The sequence below is a fragment of the Pelodictyon clathratiforme genome (assembly GCF_982375515.1).
Window position 1 is genome coordinate 2,927,320 of the sequence record NZ_OZ455102.1, and the last position, 21,008, is coordinate 2,948,327.

Here is a 21,008-nt window from a genome sequence, read left to right on the forward strand (position 1 = left end):
TATCAATCAGGGAATTTGCGGAATAATGCCCATACTCGGGAAGCAACAAAGAGGCCACAGCATCTCCATTATCAAAAACAGAGGCTTATGACGCAAACGTAATACGAAATAGTCTTGACAACGAAATTACGCTTTGGGTGGATGGTCGATCTGGAATTTAACACCCTCAGGCAACAGAAGGGGCTGAGAGGAAGCAAACCTGTTGCCCGGTGCAACACTCAAAGGAGAGCGCTGACGATCATGCAACATGCCGGGCATGGCATTAAGCAGCTCTTCGAGGGCCTTGGTTGAGGCCTGCTTTTCGGATGGAGCTGAATGGGAATCGTGCGTTGTATTGGTTTGCTTCAGAAGAAAGCAGTGACCGCTGCACTCTCTCATCTTCCTTTCACAAAGAGTTTCAAAGATCGTTTTTTGATTGAGGTAAAAGAGCCCGTAACAGAGCAGAACGCTGTTTATCTGCATAAGCATTCCGACAAACATCAGAACTGCAATGGATCGGATAAGTGCACTCATAACTGAATCTTCTTTTTGGAAAGAAAACACGCGGAATACAATACAATCCTTTAACAATGGCAAACAAACGACACCGCTGACAAAGGGAGGTGCCGCTGACGGAAAGCCCGCGCCAAGAGGCGATTGAAAAAAAGCTCAACAAAAAAGAGGCCCGCAACAAAAAGCGCGAGCCCGTCATTTTGTTCCCGATTTACGAGTAAATCCGTCAAGGATACACAGAGCGACCTGCATCCTGAAGCCCCTGCTTACAGATAAAATGCTTTCACTTTGGCGACCAACTGATTTTCGGTCAAACGTCCGCAAGCTTCAACGACGGTTACTTTTTTGTGAAGTTCACTGACCTTTTCGATTGCTTTGGCAAACTCAATCTTCGACTCACCCGGTCCAAAAATGGCAATGGTTGACGAATCTGCAAGCAATTCCATCACCTTCAGATAAAAAGCCTGGTACTGATGTTTTCGACGTTCTTCGGCCGTGTGCTCATTAAAGACTGACTGCGCAACCACAGTCCCCCCCGCCTTCCATCCACCGGCAGGCTTGAGATTGCTTTCGGCACCAGACTCGACATACTGAACAACAAACTGATCGCCTTTAATCGAAACAAGAATGGCCTGCTTGTGGTCAATCCAGATCCCTGTGTTTTTTTTCATGGCTGCTGAGCTCCTTCTGTGATAATGTTTCTGCAACGACGACAGAGAGACTATCGCCCTGCATGGGAAACGGAACAGGTGAGGGTCAAACTCCGATCATTCAAACTCATCAGCCCGACCCGAGCGTAAACAACACACGCCAACTGCAAAAAGAACATCCGTTGATCTTCCTTCAACAATTGAGATCAAGAAACAATTCCTCTATCTCGCTATGTATGCACACATTATTACAGGTGACCATAAACAGATTGACAAGCAATACGGGGCACACTGACTATCCTGAATCAGAGATGGCAAAACGACGGGCATAAGAGCAATGCACGACGGGCAGGCAAGAGTGAGGGTTGCACTCCTCTATGAAGAGCAGTAACAAGGAGCCATCTCGCCTATAGTGACTCCTTGACCATCTTTTCCTTTTCGGCAAAGAGTTTCGCCACAAGAAATCCCCGGTTCATGCGGGCAATATTGATAACAGAAATGCCCTTGGGACATTCCGCCTCACAGGCATAGGTGTTGCTGCAACTACCGAAACCAAGCGCATCCATGGCAGCAACCATCTTCTGCACCCTTTTGGCAGCCTCAACCTTTCCCTGGGGAAGAAGTGCAAGGTGCGATACTTTTGCGCCAATAAACAACATGGCTGCAGCATTGGAACAGGCGGCTACACAGGCTCCGCAGCCGATACAGGTTGCGGCATCAAAAGCGGCATCCGACTTCTCCTTTGGAACAGGAATGGTATTGGCATCGGGCACCCCGCCGGTATTGACCGATACATAGCCTCCAGCCTGTATGATTTTATCAAAGGCACTGCGGTCAACAATAAGGTCGCGGATGACGGGAAAGGCCTTTGCTCTCCATGGCTCAATATTGATGGTAGCTCCATCGGTAAACGAGCGCATATGGAGCTGACAGGTTGTAACTCCTTTGACAGGTCCATGAGGACGTCCGTTGATATAAAGACTGCAGGTGCCACAAATACCCTCCCTGCAATCATGATCAAAAGCAACAGGATCGCCTCCAGTCATGATGAGTTTTTGATTCAGGGTATCAAGCATTTCAAAAAAAGAGCTGTCAGGCGAGATCCCGGAAACATCATAGGAAACCATCTCTCCTGTAGCCGTAGCGTTTTTCTGTCGCCAGATTTTCAGCGTAAAGTTCATAATAACCGGTTATTTATAGCTCCGCTGGGAGAGCTTGATCTCGTTGAATTGAAGTGCCTCACGGTGCAGTTCTGCTGAGGCATCACGACCCTTGTATTCCCACGCACCGACAAAGGCGAACTTCTCATCATTGCGCAATGCTTCGCCCTCACTGGTTTGATACTCCTCCCTGAAATGTCCCCCGCACGACTCTTTGCGCTGCTGGGCATCTCGCACCATAAGCTGGCCAAGTTCGATAAAATCAGCTACCCGACACGCCTTCTCCATTTCAGGATTATATTCGTCCAGTCCTCCGGGAATCCGCACTCCGCGTGCAAATTCGTGACGCAGTTCGGTAATCTGATAAAGGGCTTCGGTAAGGCCTGCATCATTTCGTGCCATACCGCAATACTCCCACATGATTTTTCCAAGACGACGATGGAAATGATCGACCGACTCTTTGCCTGAACTGTTTTTGATCCGCTTCAGGCGATCACTGACGGCATCGGCAGCAAGCTTGAATTCAGAAGAGTCTGTATCGAAGCGTGGCGTATGAATTTCAGCAGCAAGATAGTTCCCGATCGTATAGGGCAGTACGAAATAACCATCAGCAAGCCCCTGCATAAGCGCTGAAGCGCCGAGGCGGTTTGCTCCATGATCAGAAAAATTGCATTCACCAATAGCATAAAGACCTGGAATGGTCGTCATCAATTCATAATCAACCCAGAGACCTCCCATGGTATAGTGCACTGCCGGATAGATCATCATCGGCATTTCATAGGGGCTCTCCGCAACAATCTGCTCGTACATCTGAAAGAGGTTGCCATAAAGCGAGTCAATCGCATCATGGCCCTTGCGTTTGATCGCATCGGCAAAGTCAAGAAAAACGGCCATCCCCGTAGTACCAACGCCAAAACCGGCATCGCAACGCTCCTTGGCAGCCCGTGAAGCCACATCCCTCGGCACGAGATTGCCGAAAGCGGGATAGCGACGCTCCAGATAGTAATCGCGATCGGCTTCTGGAATATCAGAGGCCTTGATCTCTTTGTTCCTGAGCCTTTCAACATCCTTTATCTTGGCGGGAACCCATATCCTGCCATCGTTGCGCAAGCTCTCGCTCATCAACGTCAGCTTGGACTGCGCATCACCATGCACCGGAATACAGGTCGGGTGAATCTGGGTAAAGGCCGGATTGGCAAACATTGCCCCTTTTTTGTACGCGCTCCATGCAGGAGTCACATTGGAACCCATGGCATTGGTCGAAAGGAAAAAAACGTTCCCGTACCCACCACTTGCCAACACAACAGCGTGAGCTGCATGGCGTTCGATCTTGCCGGTAACCAGGTTTCGGGCAATGACCCCTCGAGCCTTTCCATCCACAAGTACCGTATCAAGAACATCACGACGATTGAAAAGCGTAACATTGCCAGCGGCAATCTGACGACTCAGGGCGCCGTAAGCGCCAATTAAAAGCTGCTGGCCAGTCTGGCCCCTTGCATAGAACGTTCTCGATACCTGTGCACCACCGAATGAACGGTTGGTCAGCAAGCCGCCATACTCTCTGGCAAATGGCACTCCCTGAGCCACACAGAGATCAATGATCTGATTACTGACTTCAGCCAGACGATAGACATTTGCTTCACGAGCCCGATAATCGCCACCTTTGATGGTGTCGTAAAAGAGTCGATAGGCGCTGTCGCCATCGTTTGGATAGTTTTTAGCGGCATTGATTCCACCCTGTGCAGCGATACTGTGTGCACGACGCGGCGTATCCTGATAGCAGAACACCTTGACATTGTAACCAAGCTGCCCAAGCGATGCAGCAGCCGAGGCTCCGGCAAGACCGGTACCGACGACAATGATATCAAGTTTGCGTTTGTTGTTGGGGTTTACCAGCTTGCAGCCCGATTTGTAGGCGGTCCATTTTTCAGCCACCGGCCCTTCAGGGATTCTGGCGTTGAGGCGTGTCATTGAAGAGTGTTGTGAGTGTTGTTTTCGGTAAAAAACACAGTCGTTATCGATTATTAACTTATTTCAAAAAATAGAGATAAATCGGCACTGCGCTGAACCCTGCGGCAATAAGAACCGAGTAGACTGAACCAATAATCTTTACGGCGCCCATATACTTGCTGTGGTTCAGGCCAAGGGTCTGAAAAGCAGACTGAATGGCATGATTGAGATGAATACCGAGAAAGATAAAGGAGATGATATAGAAGAGTGAATACCAGGAAGATGAAAACAAAAGAAGGGAACGATGATAGAAGTCGTGGATTGCTATTCCGGGAGGTGGCGATACAAGCCCAATCTTGATAAAGTAAAAATCAATAAAATGGAGACAAAGGAAGATAAAAACAATGATACCGGTGTGAAACATATACTTCGAAAAGAAGGAGGTTTCAGAACTGTTGCCGCAAACGTAGGCTTTTGGCCGTGCTGCACGATTCTGAACGGATACCACCAGACCGAAAAGGATATGGATAAGAAACCCGGCAAAAAGTACGATTTCGAAAACTTTGATCAGGGAATTGGTTCCCATGAAGGTTGCTGCCTCAGTGAACATAAGACCCCCGTCATCATTCAGAAGCATAAGATTAATGCCGAGATGCACACACAAAAATGTAACCAGAAAAAGCCCGGCAAGAGCCATGAGTACTTTTTTGGTAATAGACGAAAACATGAGCATGACGTTCATACTATGGTTTATATTCAATGGGAAAGAACTGCGGATTTTATCCTGTGTACTTCAAGGTAAGTTCCTCTTTTTAAACTTCCAATAAAAAAATGATACCCGACCTTCAGCACTCAACCAAAGCAACCGCTCTGACGGGTGATGCTTCAGCGCCGGCAATTCTCAAAGGAAAGCTGCAAAAGATGAAAGAAGAATGCAATAGCAAGGGTGGACATACAAGATTCTCAATAATGAGTATCCCGTTTTGCAGCAATTGTGTATGAACGGGAAAATCACAGGATACGGGAGAATCGACAGAAATCATGTCAACTCCGAGCCCTTTCAAGGGAAAATCGCTCAGCCAAAGAGCCGCATCAGAGGTGAGCAGAGGGTAACCCTCAAAATAAGCTGCCGAGCCCCAATACTTGCTCCACCCGGAACAGAGCAGCAGAAACTCACTCTCATAAATGAGATCCCGGAATGGATAAAGAGTCTCAACCGTAATCAACCCGTCTGTCAGGCTGCGAAGATCAATCGCCACTCCCTTTCCGGAAAACTGCTCAATAGTGAACGCATCAAGCGAACTGCCTGAGGGAAGAATATGTGACGGAAGATCAACATGTGTCCCGGTATGGGAAGAGATGGTTAAAAGCTGCTCGGCAAAACCATGCTCATCAATGGAAGAGAGCTGCTGAAACCGCGGTCCGGGAGTGCCAGGATAACAGGGCATCCCGGAGCTGATGACCTGACTCAGATCAATGACCCGCATCACCCGTGCACCCTCTGTCGGATTCTTGAAGCCACATAGTCCATAATCGCCTTGACGGCTTTTTCATTCTCACAATCACAAAAGATCTGGTGACCGGAATGCTCCAGCCAGATAATAGACTTGCCTGATGGCTCAGTAGCAATCCTGTTGTAAAGGATAAGGGCGCTTTCAGGACGAACCGTATTTTCCCTGCGGTTATGCACAATTAAAACGGGCACATTGACCCGCCCAAGCAGTTGCTGGCTTATTTTTATCAGCTCAAAAAAAGAGATGATGGCATCTGTTGGCACCCAGGAATAATGAGGAATGCAGGTTGCACAGCCCTGATCCGCAAAATCGCTCTTCAACTTCCAATTTTTGATAATTTTGCTCACAAATGGCGCGGCAAAATGAAGAGGACGACCTGGAGCAAGCACAGAAATGAGCTGAATCGCCGGAGCAACAAGCACCAGAGAATCAATCTTCTCCTTGTGCCTTGCTGCAAGATTGAGCGAGAGAAGCGCTCCCATACTATGGCCGATCACGATAACCTGCTCAACCTCAAGGCTCAGTTCGAAAAGCGCCTGCTCAGCATCCGCCATCCACGACTCCCATCGTACACCACGGAGCGCCTCAGGGGACAATGCACCATGCCCCGCCAGCAGAGGCTGCCTGACCGGAATACCAAGTTTTTCAATAGAGGTGTACAACGATTTCACACTATCAAGCGTCGCCGTAAAACCATGAATAATAAGGACTCCAAAAGGGCTTCGCTCTCTGTGTTGTAACTCCATAATCGACTCTGATACAATCTGGCTGTACAAATTATAAAACGGCTCTCGCTGAATATAATGGGGTATAGGGAAAATTCCCTTGAATTGGCTATTTTTCAGGAACTCATCCAGGTAAAAAACTGAACCGATGCAAAAGAGATACTTCATCCGGCTCCTTCTACTGCCCCTTGTGCTCAGTTCGTGTTCATCGACACGCACCACCGTATCAAGGGATGACGTCAAAGGTATTTCACCCGAAGAGGCATACCGACTGGGCAAAATCAAGAACACTCCCTATGTTATCAACGGAAAGGTCTATGTTCCAATGAGCTACGAAGAGGCTCTTTCTTACCAGGAGAGCGGGATTGCATCCTGGTACGGACAGGAAACGCTCGACCAGCATAACGGACAGTTAACCGCCTACGGGGAAGTTTTCGATCCATCAAAGCCAAGCGCTGCACACAAATACCTGCCTTTACCCTCCATTGTCAAAGTGACCAATCTTGAAACCCGTGCATCAATGGTCGTCCGGGTCAATGATCGAGGGCCATTTGTCGGTGACCGGGTTATCGATCTAAGCGCGGAAGCAGCCAAACGACTGGGATTTTACCAAAAAGGAAGCGCGAAGGTCAAAATTGAGGTTATCTCCCGCTGACACCTCACGCTGGGCTCAGCTTGCCGCCCTGCATAAGAACCAGCTCCCCCTTTGCTACACCGGAGAGTTTCGCCATCTGGTCACACTTTATTCTCAGAATAAAAAAGAGACGTTCATCAGCAACGTCGAGCAGCGTTTCAAAATTCCCCTGACCTTTCGATATGATCACGTCGGCATTATCGAACAACCGCCGGAATTCATCAGAAGTTTCATCCAGCAGAGTGCCCGGATAGACACTGCCTGAAGAGATGACCACAGCCACCTCTTGCAGTCCGGCCTCATACGCATCACTGAGGACGGCGTCATTGATGACCGGCATCGCCCTGACGGCACAGGTAACCGCCAGGCCTGGATTACTGCGCCTGATCTCCTCAATGAACAGCCTGTCGAAAACAATCTCTCCCGCATTGTCGCAAATATAGAGCAGTTTTCCGGCCAACATCAAACGCCTGGAGAGCTCCGCAAAATCAAAACACCCGAATGAGCGTTCACTGATGGTACTCAGCTCCTTTTCAATATCGAGCGATCCGTGTTGCTTGGCACCAAAATCAATGATGTTGCCCGCCGCCGCAATTTTAACCGCATCCTGCAGGGGTTCCGGAGAGTTCCGGATTTTATTCCTGAACTCATCAACGAACTGCAACGCTGTGACGTTCGACTGCTTTTTTATCGCTCCGAAAGGATCGTAATCCGCCCCCTTTCCCGACAAGGCGATGGCCCTGTCTGTAGCGCTTCTGATAATATGCTGCACAACAAGACCCTCGCCATGAGTATCGAGAAGTTGGCGCATCGAATGCTCAAACAGCATTTTTGCGCTCTTCCCGTCAAGTCCGGTAACCTTTACAAGCGATTGCAACTGCTCGAAAATACATGAATAACATCCCGCAGGTATCTGCATAGTACTGTTTATTAAAAGAGAAAAATCCCTTCACAATCAACGCTGGCGCATCTGACTTGCCGCCGATCTCGAAAGCCCTGTCTGCCAAACACTCCCTGTATCACTCCCATTCCATCTCATTATACACCTGCAAAGCGTTCCTGCCGGAGAGAGCATCATAATTTCCCAGATAACGAAACATCGTCTGATCAATCGAACGGATCCCTGTTGCATCTCCGCCGGAAGCCCGATAATCCGAGACCGCCTTGCGAATAAATGATAAATAGCGCCTCGTATCATACGACGCTTTTTCAAGACTTGCCGGATGTCCGTGCCCGGGAATCACTATCCGTGGATGTAACGCAGCCAGGGCATCAAACACCTCCAGCCAGCTCTTGCTGCGGGAATGTTCCTGCACGCCCGGAAGCCGCTCCATGTAAACGATATCCCCGCTGAATACAATCTTTTCGGAAGGCAGCCAGACAAACGAGTCGCCCGGGGTGTGAGCCCAGCCGTGATGCTGAAGCAGCAGCGTTTTTCCTCCGATGGTCAGCCGCAACTCATTGCTGAACACCTCATCAGCAAAAACCGGTTCCGTCCCCCTCATGCCTTCCGCACCAACAAGGTTCTGCAGCATGGAGAGTTGATCTGACGCACGAAATTTCTGATCTTTCACGGCCTCTTCGTGAGCAATGATTTTAGCACCATGCGACTTGAAATAACCGTTGCCAAGCCATCGATGATCTTGTCCGCCGGTATTGATGACATGCGTGACAGGCTTGCCCGTCACGCTCCTGACAAGCGAGTCAATGTGTTCCGCCCCTTTCCATGAAGCCCCGGAGTCAATCAGGATCACACCGCTGGAAGTTACCACAAAACCGAACGTCGCATTATTGCCCAGGTTTTCGGCTGTCCGGTTGTCGAGACCACCGATTATGGCATACACATCAGGTACAACCTTTTGCAGGGCAAGGCTTTCACCAGCGAAAAGAGAAGGGGGTTTCAGTAGTAACGCCGCTATAAACAGTACGATGAGATAACGCATAAACTTCATGGTTTCATGACTTGAAAAATCCCGAAGAGCACGACAGATACTTTCTGCAACCCCGAAGTCCTCCCCTCGATAAATGTTCATATCCGTTTGCTGTTCCCAGTGTAAAAACTGTTTTCATGACGAGGGAAACATTGACCTGTACGTTTTATGCATCGCCGTTCATACCGCCAAAATACTTCTCTTTGAACCACAAGGAAACATTCACCAGGCCGATAAGCGCCGGAACCTCCACAAGAGGCCCGATGACGGCGGCAAACGCCTCCCCGGAATCGATGCCAAAGACTGCTACGGCCACGGCAATGGCAAGCTCAAAGTTGTTACTCGCCGCCGTAAAGGAGAGCGTAGCGGTTTTGGAGTAATCCGCTCCGGCCTTTCTTCCCATGTAAAACGAGGCGAGAAACATGATGATGAAGTAGCAGAGCAACGGTATTGCGATGCGAACGACATCCATGGGAATTTTAACAATATACTCACCTTTCAGCGAGAACATCACCACAATGGTAAAGAGCAGCGCCACCAACGTGAGTGGGCTGATGCGCGGTACAAAAACGGTTTCGTACCACTCCCTGCTTTTGAGGCGGAGCATGACGAAGCGGGTAAGAAAACCTGCGATAAAAGGTATGCCGAGATAGATGAAAACCGACGAGGCGATTTCTGCGATGGTGATATCGACCCTGAACGACGAGAGGCCGAGCCAGCCGGGCAGCACCGTAAGGAAGAGCCATGCGTAAACGGAGAAAAAGAGCACCTGAAACACCGAGTTGAAGGCGACGAGACCTGCCGCGTACTCCGTATCGCCTTTCGCCAGCTCGTTCCAGACGATCACCATGGCGATACAACGGGCAAGGCCTATGAGGATAAGACCGGCCATGTAGTGCGGCATATCGGAAAGAAAAAGCACGGCAAGCACGAACATAAGCACCGGCCCGATCACCCAGTTCTGCAAAAGCGACAACCCAAGCACCCTGGTATTGCGGAACACATCGCCAAGCTCCTCGTACTTCACCTTGGCCAGAGGCGGATACATCATGACGATAAGCCCTATGGCGATGGGAATATTGGTGGTACCCGACTGAAAAGTGTTCCAGAACGCTGCCGTACCGGGAAGAAGATAGCCAGAAAGTACGCCGATACCCATAGCGAGGAAGATCCAGAGCGTGAGGTAGCGATCGAGAAAGGAGAGTTGTCTGGTTGACATGCCCATAATGCTATCCTCCCGTGCTGTTTAAACTGCCAGAAGGGCTGCCGCAGCAACATCCGCCACAGTTGCATTTCAATTCACCCTTCATGGGAAAGCCTGTTTCCGCCCAGCGGACAATCCCGTACTGCATATTGACAGCATTCCGGTAGCCATTGTGCATAAGAAAACGGGTAGCCTTGAGGCTCCTTTCGCCAAGATTACAGGCTATAATCACCTCACGATCCGAGGGAATCTCCCGAAACCGTTCATCGAACTCGCTGAAGGGAATCAGCATGACACCGGGGAGATCGAACGATGCTTCGGCAACCTCTTCACGCTCACGGACATCAACAAGCAATGCTCCCTCTCCAATCATCTTCAACGCTGTCTCAGGAGAGACTTCAACGGCACTATTCATTTGATACTCCTCTTTTATTTATCTGTTCAGTAAATCCTTCAACTCCTCAAGTCCAGTCACGTTACCCTTCGAGTGCATCTCCCCGTCGACTACGAGATCCCTGGCGACGGAGGCAAGTCGCTCGCCTTCATTGCTGTAACCAATTTCTGATACCATTCTTTGTATTTGTTAGTTCATCGCAAATATACGATCAATAATAAAAAAAACAAAGGGCGTAATAAACTTCATCTCTGCCATTTCGACCGATACGGTCGCAACATCACCTATGCCCGCATTGCTCTCATCAGCACATGCAACCTCCGTTGCTCCCGCTGCTGCAGCGGAAAAAGAGGGAGGAACCATGCGCTACCCGGCAGAACCCGGCATCAGAATGCCTCTATATCAAAACAGTCCAATCCACTCACGAAGCTTCTCCTGCAGCTCGTCCCTGACCACACGGAACATCGCAAGCTGTTCGTCAGCATTACCCTGCAACGCAGCCGGATCGTCGAGCGGCCAGTAATATCGGTTACCATCCATCAGGCCGGGCCAGATACGGGGGCAGGTCGCCTGCGCCCTGTTGCACACCACGATGAGATAGTGCACGGGCACCCTGCCAAGATAAAGTTCCACCGTTTTCGGTCTCTGTGCTCCAATATCTATGCCGATTTCACGCATGACCTCGATGGCAAGGGGATGCACCGCGTTTTTGGGCTCGAGTCCGGCGCTCATCACCTCAAAGCGGTCGCTGGCCATATGGCGGAGCAAGCCTTCGGCCATCTGGCTGCGAGCCGAATTACCGGTGCAGAGAAAGAGCACATTTTTTTTCTTTTCCATAACTTGTACATGGGTAAACATTGATGAACCTGAACCGACAATCGTGTAAAACCAGTCAATTCCGCAGCGACTCGAACAGTTTTTCGTAGGAACTGTCTTTCTGGCGGGGTGTTTCGCCGGTTACGAGATAGAGCGCTTCTCGTGCTGTTTTCGTAGCATGATCGGCAATACGCTCAAGGTAGCGCGAGACACTCAGTACCGCGATAAGCTGTTCGATCTCTCCTGGCAGGATTTTCATCGCAGCCATAACAGTTCTCACAATCATCCGATGCATGGAATCGATCTCCTCTTCGATGGCAAAGACCCTGGAGGCTTTTACGGTATCCTTTGCCGCAAACGCATCGATAGCGTATTGCAGCATTTCGGCCACCTTCGCCCCGACACTCTCCAGATCGTATTGCTGCTGCAGCTCCCTGTCGATATCCAGCGCCCGCTCGACGATATGCACCGATAGATCTCCGATACGCTCGATATCGTCATTAATTCTCATGATCGCCACGATAGTGCGCAGATCCTTTGCTACCGGCTGCTGCAGTGCAAGGAACGAGAGGCATTGCGATTCGAGGCGTTGTCCAGCCTCGTCTATATCGTAATCGGCTTGTTTTACCCTGCGGGCTTTATCGATGTCCATCTCCTTAAGGGCCTCGAGCGCAAGAAGCAGGTTCCGGCGGGCGCTGGAAGCGAGAAGAACAAGAGTATCGGTCAGCTCCCTGATATGTTCATGAACGGGACGTTCGGGCATGGCTTAGAGTCAGTTTGGAGTTCTATAAAAAAACAGGCAGTTTCAGCCGAATCCATCTGGATAGAACAGCATCACACGTCGCTTGGGTAAGAGGTGTAGCATAGCTGTTTAACAGGCAAAACCGGTATGCCAAAATAATCTGGAAGCACATATATCACTGTATAGTTATATGTAAATTCCAATGTATGGAACAGAGTAGTGAGGATTTGTTACGATACCGTTAAATCGCCATGCATATCAACTCCGGCGAGCTGCCGATGGCTTCCGGAACCTGCGATCCGCATTTTCTGCAGATGCCAAATCCCGGCTGATTGGTTCCTGAGAGGGGAGAATGGGCGCTGAAAGTGTTCTTCTTCTGACCCGGCAACATCCCGCTCACCTCGTGGCACGGGTGCACTGAAACGGAATGCGACGTAGAAATTTGCGAGATTGAAGCGGTCCGTTCCTCACCACATCCTATAGCCCTATTTGTTCAGAATGTTTTTTCGCCATAGCAAATACATCATCAACACTTTCATTTTGCCAAAGCGTTTGCTGCCATTCAGTATAATCAAATGACTCCCGGTTTATTAAAACGATAAATCGTTCGGCTTCAACAGGCCCCAAACGCTCCCGCAGGGCTTGTATCCCGTCATGACGAATTATGGTATCACTTCTCATCAGCTATTCTCCATAAGGATTGCAAAATCTATCGGATTGAGAGTTTTTATTTCTTGTAATGACTGAGCTTTTTTCAAAAACACACGATCAGTGGTGATGAAATAGTCACATTTTGCTTCAACTGCACAAGCCAGATGCAAAGCGTCTTTCGATTTGATGCCAGTTTTGATTGCGATAGTGGCCCCAAGCTCTCGAATGCTGTCCAAAGCGGATATGTAATGTTTTGACAATGTTTTCCACTCGACTATTGCCTCTCGGTGATCAGGATACGGATTGGCGCTGTTTTCGTAATCCAATATGAATGACCAAACAAGTATCAGTTTGCTATCAAGAACAGCATTTTGAATAAACAGTTTGGCTTCGGTTTCCAATTTGATCCGAGCGGCAGTTTGGATATCGTAAGGCCGATTAAAACAGCACATATCAAGATATATTTTCATCATCAATAATCTATTCGTTGCCGGATATCGTGAAAAGAGACGCATAACTAAAGAAACAGCCAGAGGTCACTTTGTGAAGCTGTGTGCTCGTGGAAAACAGCTTCCGATTGATTTAATATCGAGTGGCATTGTCATTTTTCAATACCTGACAACAAGTTATGCCATGCTAATCGCCTGCAACAGATGGGTAGGAGTTATTTGTAACTATCTTTCCGATGGAATATCCTGCCTATTTCAATCATATTTTTAATTTTGTCAATTCTGAAATTCCCGAACTAATTTTTTCCTTATTTTTGCCATCAATCTTTTTCAAATCTTTGATGGCACTTTTACGGATATAAATTTTCATTTTTCAGATACTCATCAAACGCAACAGATTCTTCACTTCTTGTGGCTCTCAATAATTTCAGATCATATGCATCTTCTTTTGATACAATTTCCAATCCTTCGTTTTTGAAATTTTCCAGAAGCCACCTGACTTTGTCTGCCAATACTATCATTATTGACATTAATGACTATTGTCTGCATTTTTTCCCCTTTCTCAAACAGATTATCGGCAGTTTCTATCAGATATTTGCTGATTCCAGACCAAGTACATTCAATGCGCCATCCAGAAACCCTCCTGCCGATACATTGCCTGTTGTAATTACTTTGAAGCACACAAAAGTTAATACTAAAATATGTCGATTCAAAATCGACCTCCTAACCCGCAGATATTTGCATTGCCATCCATATAAGATAGCAATTGAAAAACCGCTTCCCTTCCTTACGCTTTAACCGAACAGGGCGTGACTCACTGGAAAAACGCCAGATCATCCACAAGATCAATTAGTTACCTCATCATAGCAACGACCTTTTGGGTGTAAACCTTTTGCGACCTCCTGCGATGAGAAGCGCCACTACCCATGTCAAAAGCACAGCCAAAGCAAGAGGTCTGGTACTGCCAGCAGCTTCAGGGCTGATCTTCAAGACGCCAGACCAGGTATTGACGGCAGCATGAAAGAGCATGACCAGTAACAGGCTCTCTCCAGAGCCGTGATATACCCAAGTGATCAGGATGCACAGGGGCATTGTCAGCAAAGCAAAGAGCCAAAAAGGCAGACTATGCTGAGCCGAAGCCGAAATGAAAAAGAGCGGCAAATGCCACACCGTCCAGATGATACCCAGAATAAGGCTCTCCCATGGTGGGCTAAACCGTGCCTCAAGTGCCGGAAGAACAACTCCCCTCCAACCGAACTCTTCGCCCAACGGCCCGCCAATAAAAAAAACGAGTACGATGTTGACCGCTACAATTAACCAGCGAGGCCCAAATGGAACATAGTCGGGCACGGTGCCACCCAATACGATGTGCCCACCCATAGCCAGCAGCATCACCATCGCCGGTCCAAAAATGGCAAGCAGATACCAGATTGGAGAAACGCGCCATACCAATGCCCGAGCGAGCAACTGGCGCAGCTCAGTTCCGCCAGCATATCTCCAGGTTAACAACAGAGCAACCACGCTCGGCGCAAAGGATCCCAACGTGATAAAAACAACGGACGGTACCGGCAGCGAGAACCGCAGATACTCAGCAATCAGCAGAGGCAACCAAATAAGCCAAGCACCGCCAAAGGATACCAGCAAATATAAGGGGAGTGGAATACCATTTACCGAGTGTGAAGTGCGCGAATGTGCTGGTTGCATGGAACCTCGTTCATCGTTGACGGTCACCGTATGATTGTATAAGGTAACAATGCTGCCCAAAAACAGCATTTTAAATCAAGCTATTGCAGCAAGGGTTTGCCCAAAGCCGGAATTCATCGGCCTGAGCGGCCTTTCGCTCAGCATCCATGTCGACTGCCGGGTTGAGCGTTTTTAGCTGCCTCGCCAACTTGAAACCTATTTTTTCTGCTAATAATACAGGAACTGCGTTCCCAATTTGGCGCATAGCCTCACCCCAAGCACCTTTGATGACGAAATCATCAGGGAAAGTTTGAATTCGTTTTGCTTCAAAGGTCGTTAGGTATCGAACGCTTCCATCATTGAAGCGGATCATGTTTTCCCCACCTGGAACCCCGTGACCACCAGCTTTGATTGTTTTTGACGGCCAATCAAAATCACTACCTGTATGACCGGGATACGTACGTGCACCACCTCGAAATATGTGGTCGATTATTCCATGATCTGATTTTGGGTCTGGCATATCAAATAAAGCGTCCCGCATAGTTTGCCATGGCAATAATTCTGGCTCAAACATTCCGTATTTGTCTGTTAGTCGAGATATTCTTTCTCTCAGCAGTGCGTCTAAATCAGGTCGCAACAGTTTATGTACTTTATGGCGCTCCCAGTATTCACCCGTTACGTACATGTCCCAGAGAAGCCTATCTTCTGAGTGTGTTTCTATAGGGAATGACCAAGGCAATGAGATGTCTGCTCGTGTCCCAACAATCACAACACGCTCTCGTGTTTGAGGCACGCCATAATCTGCAGCATTTATTAGTTTAAACTGAACGTTGTATTTTTTCCCTGCATAGGAAAGCCTGCCAATATTACGAAGTTCATCGAGGTGGCTTTTCCAGTTGACGTTATTACCCGCCATAAAATCCGGGTAACTTAATCTGAGGATTATGTATTCAAAATACTCAGAGAATGTTTGACGTAGAAGTCCTTTTACGTTTTCAAATACAAATGCTTTTGGAGCTAGTTTTTCGATAGCACGTATGGCATATGGAAACATGTCTCGGTTGTCTTGCTCGGCTCTGTGCTTGCCACCAAGTGAAAATGGCTGGCATGGCGGACCTCCTGCAACAATGTCAATATCTTCAAGGCTGTCTAAATCAAAATCTTTGATGTCACCAAAGAAAACTCGCGCAGGATCGAAATTCTCAGAAAGTGACTCGCACGCATGCTTATTAAACTCAACAAAGGCTGTATGCTCAAATCCAGACAACTCCAAGCCTTTTGCCAAGCCGCCTGCACCTGAAAAAATTTCAAGGGTCTTCATTGCGTCACCCCCAACTTCTTGAGGTGAAGGAGAATATTAGACATTATCGCGTTTTTCTCGGCATGTTTCCCATTGCACTTATTCGCCCAAGCCCTGCCTTCGTGAATGACATCCCAATCTGATTTGGCTTGTGCATATCGCCCGCTTCCGGGGTCATGATTGCCAAATCCATCAACAGCAGTATTCCAGAGCGGTTTATTTAGTTTGATAAGGGCGGCTTCAATTGCACTGATCATGTCTGAACCCTCCACTTCAAAAATAACGAAGCGACACATGAAATCCTCAAGCGACAGTTGGGCTCCAAGGGAAATACTCCTTCCGTGCTCTCGCAGGCGACCAATGAGTTCGCGTGACTGATTTAGTGCGTTGTCAGAAGAGCGGGCTTGCCTCCACCCTTTGGGAACGGCCTTGCCCACGTAGATAGGGTAGCCATATGAAAGGCGATTTAGTTCGGCGTATCGTTTGTACAGAGGATTACTTCCTGTGTAGTAGAGCGCGTACACCCCCGTCCCAAAAAATGATTCTGGCGGGGGGAGCGTGTGGACAGGTGTGCCATTAAAGAATCTGATCGCATCTTTGACCAGTTCGGCAAAGGCATCGTTTCTATAAACATGCTCACTTCGATCAAATGCTTGCGGTTTCATACTGCGGCGCTATTTTCAGAATCAGGGAGGTGGATTTTATCATGGCACGACTGTTATGCCGAAGCTGACGCCCAACAATAATTAGATTTATTCGCCGAACCTACAGATTTTTGAATTGTAAGGCATACAAGACGCCATTAGAAAACTTCTTAAAACGCTATTAATTGCAAGAATATAAATCACTTGTACCTTGTCTTGCCTTTTGTTTCTACCTCTTATATGGATCAGCATAAAAACGCTTTCTACAGCCAGTCAACAGTACCGCGAGGTCCAGATGGGCCCCGGTTTAAAATATGGTTGTTCGTACATCATTACAGTCGATACGTTCCTGAACGCTTCAAATGTCATATCCGCGTTCCTGCATGTGCGCAGTAAATGAGCGATTGAGTGCGTGAAAAATTGCTCGTGTTTCGCAGCCCGCAACCGAACCTGTTCAAAATCATCAATCACCTGTATCAAGGTAATAAACGTAATCTCATGCCCAAAAACATAGTACGCCACAACAACAGTATAAATACAGGATCATAACGTCCCCGTAAATACCCCGTATCCGGTCAGTATCAGCAGAGCAACAAAACGCAGCACGCGACACGTACCTCCAGCGGCTTGATTCATTGAAAAAACGCCAGATCGTCCACGAGATCATTTATTTGCCTCCTCATAGCAACGGCCTTTTGGATGCAAACCTTTTGCGACCTCCTACGACGAGAAGCGCCACTACCCATGTCAAAAGCACGGCCAAAGCAAGAGGTCTGGTACTGCCAGCCGCTTCAGGGCTGATCTTCAAGACGCCTGACCAGGTATTGACAGCAGCATGAAAGAGCATGACCAGTAACAGGCTCTCTCCAGAGCCGTGATATACCCACGTGATCAGGATGCACAAAGGCATTGTCAGCAAAGCTCGGCGCAAAGGATCCCAACGTGATAAAAACAACAGATGGCACCAGCAGCGAAAGCTGCAGATACTCAGCAATCAGCAGAGGCAACCAAATAAGCCAGGCACCGCCAAAGGATACCAGCAAATATAAGGGGAGTGGAATACCATTTACCGAGTGTGTAGTGCGCGAATGTACTGGTTGCATGGAACCTCTTTCATCGTTGATGGTCATTATATGACTGTAGATGGGAACGATGATGCAAAATAGCACTATTTTAGAGTTATTACAGTAAGGGCTTGCTCGACATGCTGATCATCGGTTGCCGTAAAGCGTTAGCGGAAAGGAACACCGGTAAACTGGCTGGTTAGCAACCATATTGCTTTTATCGATATTTGTTTATGGATTCGAAAAATCGTTTCAGACTCTCATCGTTTTTGTCAAAAAATTCATACAGCGCACCAATTAAGTACTGTGAAACTGACTCAATTCCACTTCTCTTAGCATCGATAAGCCCTGTAACTGCAATCTTTCGCAAATCATCCTCATTTAAGTCCCCGAGCAGGTGATGGCAGCGAATAAGTTCAGACCAAGTATATGCCAGACCCATTGGATCTTGTTCTGCTTGATAGAGTTGGATAGCATTTTGATAGATTAAGGTCGCTTCTTCTGCTCGCTTTTCCGATAAGAGCAAATCACCTAAACTTTGATACACATTGGCAAGACCGAGCTTCGCCTGTTCCTTTTTGTAGAGCTCGATGGCGTTATCATAGTGGCCCCTTGCCAGATCGACGTTCCCGAGTCTCCTCTCCAGGTCGCCGAGGGCTTTCAGGGCATTGGCAAGACCGAGCTTCGCCTGTTCCTTTTTGTAGAGCTCGATGGCGTTATCATAGTGGCCCCTTGCCAGATCGACGTTCCCGAGTCGACTCTCCAGGTCGCCGAGGGCTTTCAGGGCATTGGCAAGACCGAGCTGATCCTGTTCCTTTTTGTAGAGCTCGATGGCGTTATCATAGTGGCCCCTTGCCAGATCGACGTTCCCGAGTCTCCTCTCCAGGTCGCCGAGTAGGTTTTCAAGCAACGCGCCACTCATCATCTGATTGGCACGTTTTAATAGTGCTAGTCCTGCCAAAACGTTAAATGAGTATACGTTTTGTAGTTGTCGGATGAGCTTACGCGCCAACTCTTCATTAGGATTGCCTAAAGCCATATCCGTTTTGCAGAGTTGTTCAATTGCCCATAACTGTTGACTGCTCTTGACGCGGGATTGAATGTTTATATCGCTGCTGACGGTATCAGAAGCATTGCGGGAGAGTTCAATAAAATAATCGTAGGCGTAGTTTCGAGCGCGCTCCCAGTTGAAACTGCAATTAGTGGAATTACTATCCGACACATGCCCTAAAGCATAGCGTGCGATAGGAGGCAGCATAGTGAAACATCCTTTTTCAAGAACAAGTATATTGAAGTCGGTCATGGTGACGCGAGCCTGGCAATGACCGCTTTGCTTTTCCCATAAACTTAGGGTTTCCTCATCAAAACCCTCTGGAAAAAGAGCGGCAAATTGCCAAAGATCCAACGCACCTGGATCCTGTATCAATAAATTTTCAGTAAGGGAGAAAGATATTTCCAGACTATCAAGACGATGACTTGGATTACGAGTCTGGGCCAAAGCCGTGCCCCATTCGTGCCACAGTTCTTGTAGCTTTTCCCAACTGTAGGCACGTCCCAGACGGGCCAACAGGGTGATGCTGAGTGCGTGGCCACCCAACTGTTGATCAACGAAGTTACGGAGTTCGCTTAGGTTAAGCTGAGAAGTTCCGTTCCAGCATTTGGTAAAAAGCGATACAGCACTATCGGTATCAAGCCGGTCGATGTAAATGCTATTACCAAGCACGCTATCCAGATTTACTCTCGATGAGGCAAGAAGGCGTATACCCGGTAGTTGGCTAAGTTCACTCAACAACTTTTTACCACCGGGGGTCTCGGCAATACTTTCCAAATTATCTAAGTAATAAAGTCCGCGAGGGAGAAATGGGCTCAATAGGGTAACATCTCTGATGTGAGCGGTTTCCTCTGGTTTTAAGCCAACTGCAGAGCCTATTTGCCAGAGTAAACGCAAAGTATCCGCATCATCACTTACCTGAATCCAAAACGAGCGTGTGGCGCTATCACCATTTAGCCAGCATTTGAGCGCAGCCTTACATACCTCAGTTTTACCGATTCCAGCACAACCGACAACATACCCGCAAACCGTAGCATGACAGTTGTCACCGGTCAAAAAGGCATTTACTTCTTCTATCTCATGTTTACGCCCAATAACATCCCCTTCGCGAGGCTGTAGTCTCGGGTCATTGCTACCCAACAATTCACCCGGCAGCAATCTTTGTATGGGACGTTTTGGTGTTGGAATTTTTACCTCGTCACATATCAGAGAAAGGATACGTTGATTACCCGTTGGAAATCGATGATTATTATTCCAGTCAGTAAGAAGACTCGGAACATGACTATTGTCGCCATCGTCAGGAAGGATTGGAAAAAAACGTTGATTGTTAAGGTGAGAATGATAGAGATCACTGGTAATAATGGCGCTTTCCCAGGTAACTCCAGCCCCCCCATTATCCTCTATGTCACGTTTTTCAAATAGTTTCTTGTACCGTTCAGAACATACAATTAATACCATACTCGCATCTTCGATGCTGTGCTGCATCCAAGCACGCCACCCTTTTCCAGGTGGATGATTTTGGTATGGGTGGTCGGTAATAACTTGAATCCCATTACATGTGAGCCATTCTGCAAGAGCGGCAACCTTCTCACCAAGAGATCCTTCGTGAGCATAGCTAATAAAAACAGTTGGAATTTCTATCGGTAGGTTTAATTGCATTGAGTCGCTTCCTGTAATTTGCTAAGAATAATTTATTTGATCCAGCTAACCGCTGTTACCTTATTCATATAAAAAAGCCGTCAACAAGGCTACGAACTTCGGATGGGCCCCGGTGTAGATCATGTCTGTTCGTACATCAACGACCAATACATTCCTGAACGGTTCGAATGTCACACACGCGTTCCTGCATGTGCGTAACAAAAGCGCGACGGCATGCATGGCAAGGAGATCATTTTTCGCTGCCCGTAACCTCTGTACCTGTTCGAAATCATCAACCACCTGTACCAAGGTAATA

Annotated in this window: 24 protein-coding genes; 1 reads left to right on the forward strand and 23 read right to left on the reverse strand. The window is 48.0% G+C overall.

The features are described from left to right. Nucleotides 1-126: 126 nt before the first annotated feature. The 7 genes from AC56AD_RS14340 to AC56AD_RS14370 form a co-directional block, all read right to left on the reverse strand. The gene (locus AC56AD_RS14340; RefSeq protein ID WP_012509463.1) at nt 127-513 is read right to left on the reverse strand and encodes a hypothetical protein; all 387 of its coding nucleotides are present in this window, start codon (nt 511-513) and stop codon (nt 127-129) included. A 245-nt stretch (nt 514-758) separates the two neighbouring features. Continuing rightward, nucleotides 759-1,163, reverse strand: coding sequence for a hypothetical protein (locus AC56AD_RS14345; RefSeq protein ID WP_012509464.1), 405 nt, complete (start codon nt 1,161-1,163; stop codon nt 759-761). Between the two features lie 386 nt (nt 1,164-1,549). After that, a complete protein-coding gene (locus AC56AD_RS14350; RefSeq protein ID WP_012509465.1) occupies nt 1,550-2,323 on the reverse strand; it encodes a succinate dehydrogenase/fumarate reductase iron-sulfur subunit in 774 nt (257 codons plus the stop codon). Between the two features lie 9 nt (nt 2,324-2,332). Then, on the reverse strand, nt 2,333-4,273 hold the full coding sequence (locus tag AC56AD_RS14355; protein WP_012509466.1) for a fumarate reductase/succinate dehydrogenase flavoprotein subunit: 1,941 nt from the start codon (nt 4,271-4,273) through the stop codon (nt 2,333-2,335). A 58-nt stretch (nt 4,274-4,331) separates the two neighbouring features. Further along, nucleotides 4,332-4,985, reverse strand: a complete 654-nt coding sequence (locus AC56AD_RS14360) for a succinate dehydrogenase cytochrome b subunit (protein WP_049759963.1) — start codon at nt 4,983-4,985, stop codon at nt 4,332-4,334. A 112-nt stretch (nt 4,986-5,097) separates the two neighbouring features. Beyond that, complete coding sequence (locus AC56AD_RS14365) at nt 5,098-5,739, reverse strand: cyclase family protein (RefSeq protein ID WP_012509468.1); 642 nt, start codon at nt 5,737-5,739, stop codon at nt 5,098-5,100. Further along, a complete protein-coding gene (locus tag AC56AD_RS14370; protein WP_041526925.1) occupies nt 5,739-6,512 on the reverse strand; it encodes an alpha/beta hydrolase in 774 nt (257 codons plus the stop codon). The genes AC56AD_RS14365 and AC56AD_RS14370 overlap by 1 nt, the downstream gene beginning before the upstream one ends. A 127-nt stretch (nt 6,513-6,639) precedes the next feature. Here AC56AD_RS14370 and AC56AD_RS14375 point away from each other — a divergent pair, with 127 nt between their 5' ends. Continuing rightward, complete coding sequence (locus AC56AD_RS14375) at nt 6,640-7,146, forward strand: septal ring lytic transglycosylase RlpA family protein (RefSeq protein ID WP_041526575.1); 507 nt, start codon at nt 6,640-6,642, stop codon at nt 7,144-7,146. Between the two features lie 4 nt (nt 7,147-7,150). Here AC56AD_RS14375 and AC56AD_RS14380 read toward each other — a convergent pair whose 3' ends face one another. The 16 genes from AC56AD_RS14380 to AC56AD_RS14455 form a co-directional block, all read right to left on the reverse strand. Continuing rightward, nucleotides 7,151-8,044 carry a damage-control phosphatase ARMT1 family protein gene (locus tag AC56AD_RS14380; RefSeq protein WP_012509471.1) on the reverse strand — a complete coding sequence of 298 codons (894 nt, stop codon included), beginning with the start codon at nt 8,042-8,044 and terminating at the stop codon, nt 7,151-7,153. 100 nt (nt 8,045-8,144) lie between these two features. Then, nucleotides 8,145-9,158: an MBL fold metallo-hydrolase gene (locus tag AC56AD_RS14385; RefSeq protein WP_012509472.1), complete on the reverse strand. Its 1,014-nt coding sequence runs from the start codon at nt 9,156-9,158 to the stop codon at nt 8,145-8,147. 64 nt (nt 9,159-9,222) lie between these two features. Next, nucleotides 9,223-10,281: an ACR3 family arsenite efflux transporter gene (gene arsB, locus AC56AD_RS14390; RefSeq protein ID WP_012509473.1), complete on the reverse strand. Its 1,059-nt coding sequence runs from the start codon at nt 10,279-10,281 to the stop codon at nt 9,223-9,225. A 4-nt stretch (nt 10,282-10,285) separates the two neighbouring features. Continuing rightward, complete coding sequence (locus tag AC56AD_RS14395; RefSeq protein WP_012509474.1) at nt 10,286-10,675, reverse strand: rhodanese-like domain-containing protein; 390 nt, start codon at nt 10,673-10,675, stop codon at nt 10,286-10,288. A gap of 18 nt (nt 10,676-10,693) precedes the next feature. Then, entirely contained in the window at nt 10,694-10,831 is a 138-nt protein-coding gene (locus AC56AD_RS14400) for a hypothetical protein (protein WP_012509475.1), read from the reverse strand. Between the two features lie 12 nt (nt 10,832-10,843). Continuing rightward, nucleotides 10,844-11,017: a hypothetical protein gene (locus AC56AD_RS14405; protein ID WP_012509476.1), complete on the reverse strand. Its 174-nt coding sequence runs from the start codon at nt 11,015-11,017 to the stop codon at nt 10,844-10,846. A 39-nt stretch (nt 11,018-11,056) separates the two neighbouring features. Next, nucleotides 11,057-11,491 (reverse strand): arsenate reductase ArsC, encoded by a 435-nt coding sequence (locus tag AC56AD_RS14410; RefSeq protein WP_041526576.1) that lies wholly within the window; start codon nt 11,489-11,491, stop codon nt 11,057-11,059. 55 nt (nt 11,492-11,546) lie between these two features. Continuing rightward, nucleotides 11,547-12,233 (reverse strand): phosphate signaling complex protein PhoU, encoded by a 687-nt coding sequence (gene phoU / locus AC56AD_RS14415; RefSeq protein ID WP_012509478.1) that lies wholly within the window; start codon nt 12,231-12,233, stop codon nt 11,547-11,549. Between the two features lie 456 nt (nt 12,234-12,689). Continuing rightward, nucleotides 12,690-12,893 (reverse strand): hypothetical protein, encoded by a 204-nt coding sequence (locus AC56AD_RS14420; RefSeq protein WP_012509479.1) that lies wholly within the window; start codon nt 12,891-12,893, stop codon nt 12,690-12,692. Continuing rightward, the gene (locus tag AC56AD_RS14425; protein WP_012509480.1) at nt 12,893-13,336 is read right to left on the reverse strand and encodes a PIN domain-containing protein; all 444 of its coding nucleotides are present in this window, start codon (nt 13,334-13,336) and stop codon (nt 12,893-12,895) included. The genes AC56AD_RS14420 and AC56AD_RS14425 overlap by 1 nt, the downstream gene beginning before the upstream one ends. A 326-nt stretch (nt 13,337-13,662) precedes the next feature. Further along, nucleotides 13,663-13,842, reverse strand: a complete 180-nt coding sequence (locus tag AC56AD_RS14430; RefSeq protein ID WP_012509481.1) for a hypothetical protein — start codon at nt 13,840-13,842, stop codon at nt 13,663-13,665. 331 nt (nt 13,843-14,173) lie between these two features. After that, nucleotides 14,174-15,076, reverse strand: a complete 903-nt coding sequence (locus tag AC56AD_RS14435) for a CPBP family intramembrane glutamic endopeptidase (protein ID WP_273278131.1) — start codon at nt 15,074-15,076, stop codon at nt 14,174-14,176. A 10-nt stretch (nt 15,077-15,086) separates the two neighbouring features. Beyond that, entirely contained in the window at nt 15,087-16,316 is a 1,230-nt protein-coding gene (locus AC56AD_RS14440) for a DNA cytosine methyltransferase (protein ID WP_012509483.1), read from the reverse strand. Beyond that, a complete protein-coding gene (locus tag AC56AD_RS14445) occupies nt 16,313-16,960 on the reverse strand; it encodes an Eco29kI family restriction endonuclease (RefSeq protein ID WP_012509484.1) in 648 nt (215 codons plus the stop codon). Before AC56AD_RS14445 ends, AC56AD_RS14440 begins: the two co-directional genes overlap by 4 nt. Nucleotides 16,961-17,730: 770 nt before the next feature. Then, complete coding sequence (locus AC56AD_RS14450; RefSeq protein WP_150085732.1) at nt 17,731-18,042, reverse strand: hypothetical protein; 312 nt, start codon at nt 18,040-18,042, stop codon at nt 17,731-17,733. A 178-nt stretch (nt 18,043-18,220) separates the two neighbouring features. Continuing rightward, entirely contained in the window at nt 18,221-20,713 is a 2,493-nt protein-coding gene (locus tag AC56AD_RS14455) for a tetratricopeptide repeat protein (protein WP_012509485.1), read from the reverse strand. Between the last annotated feature and the right edge of the window lie 295 nt (nt 20,714-21,008).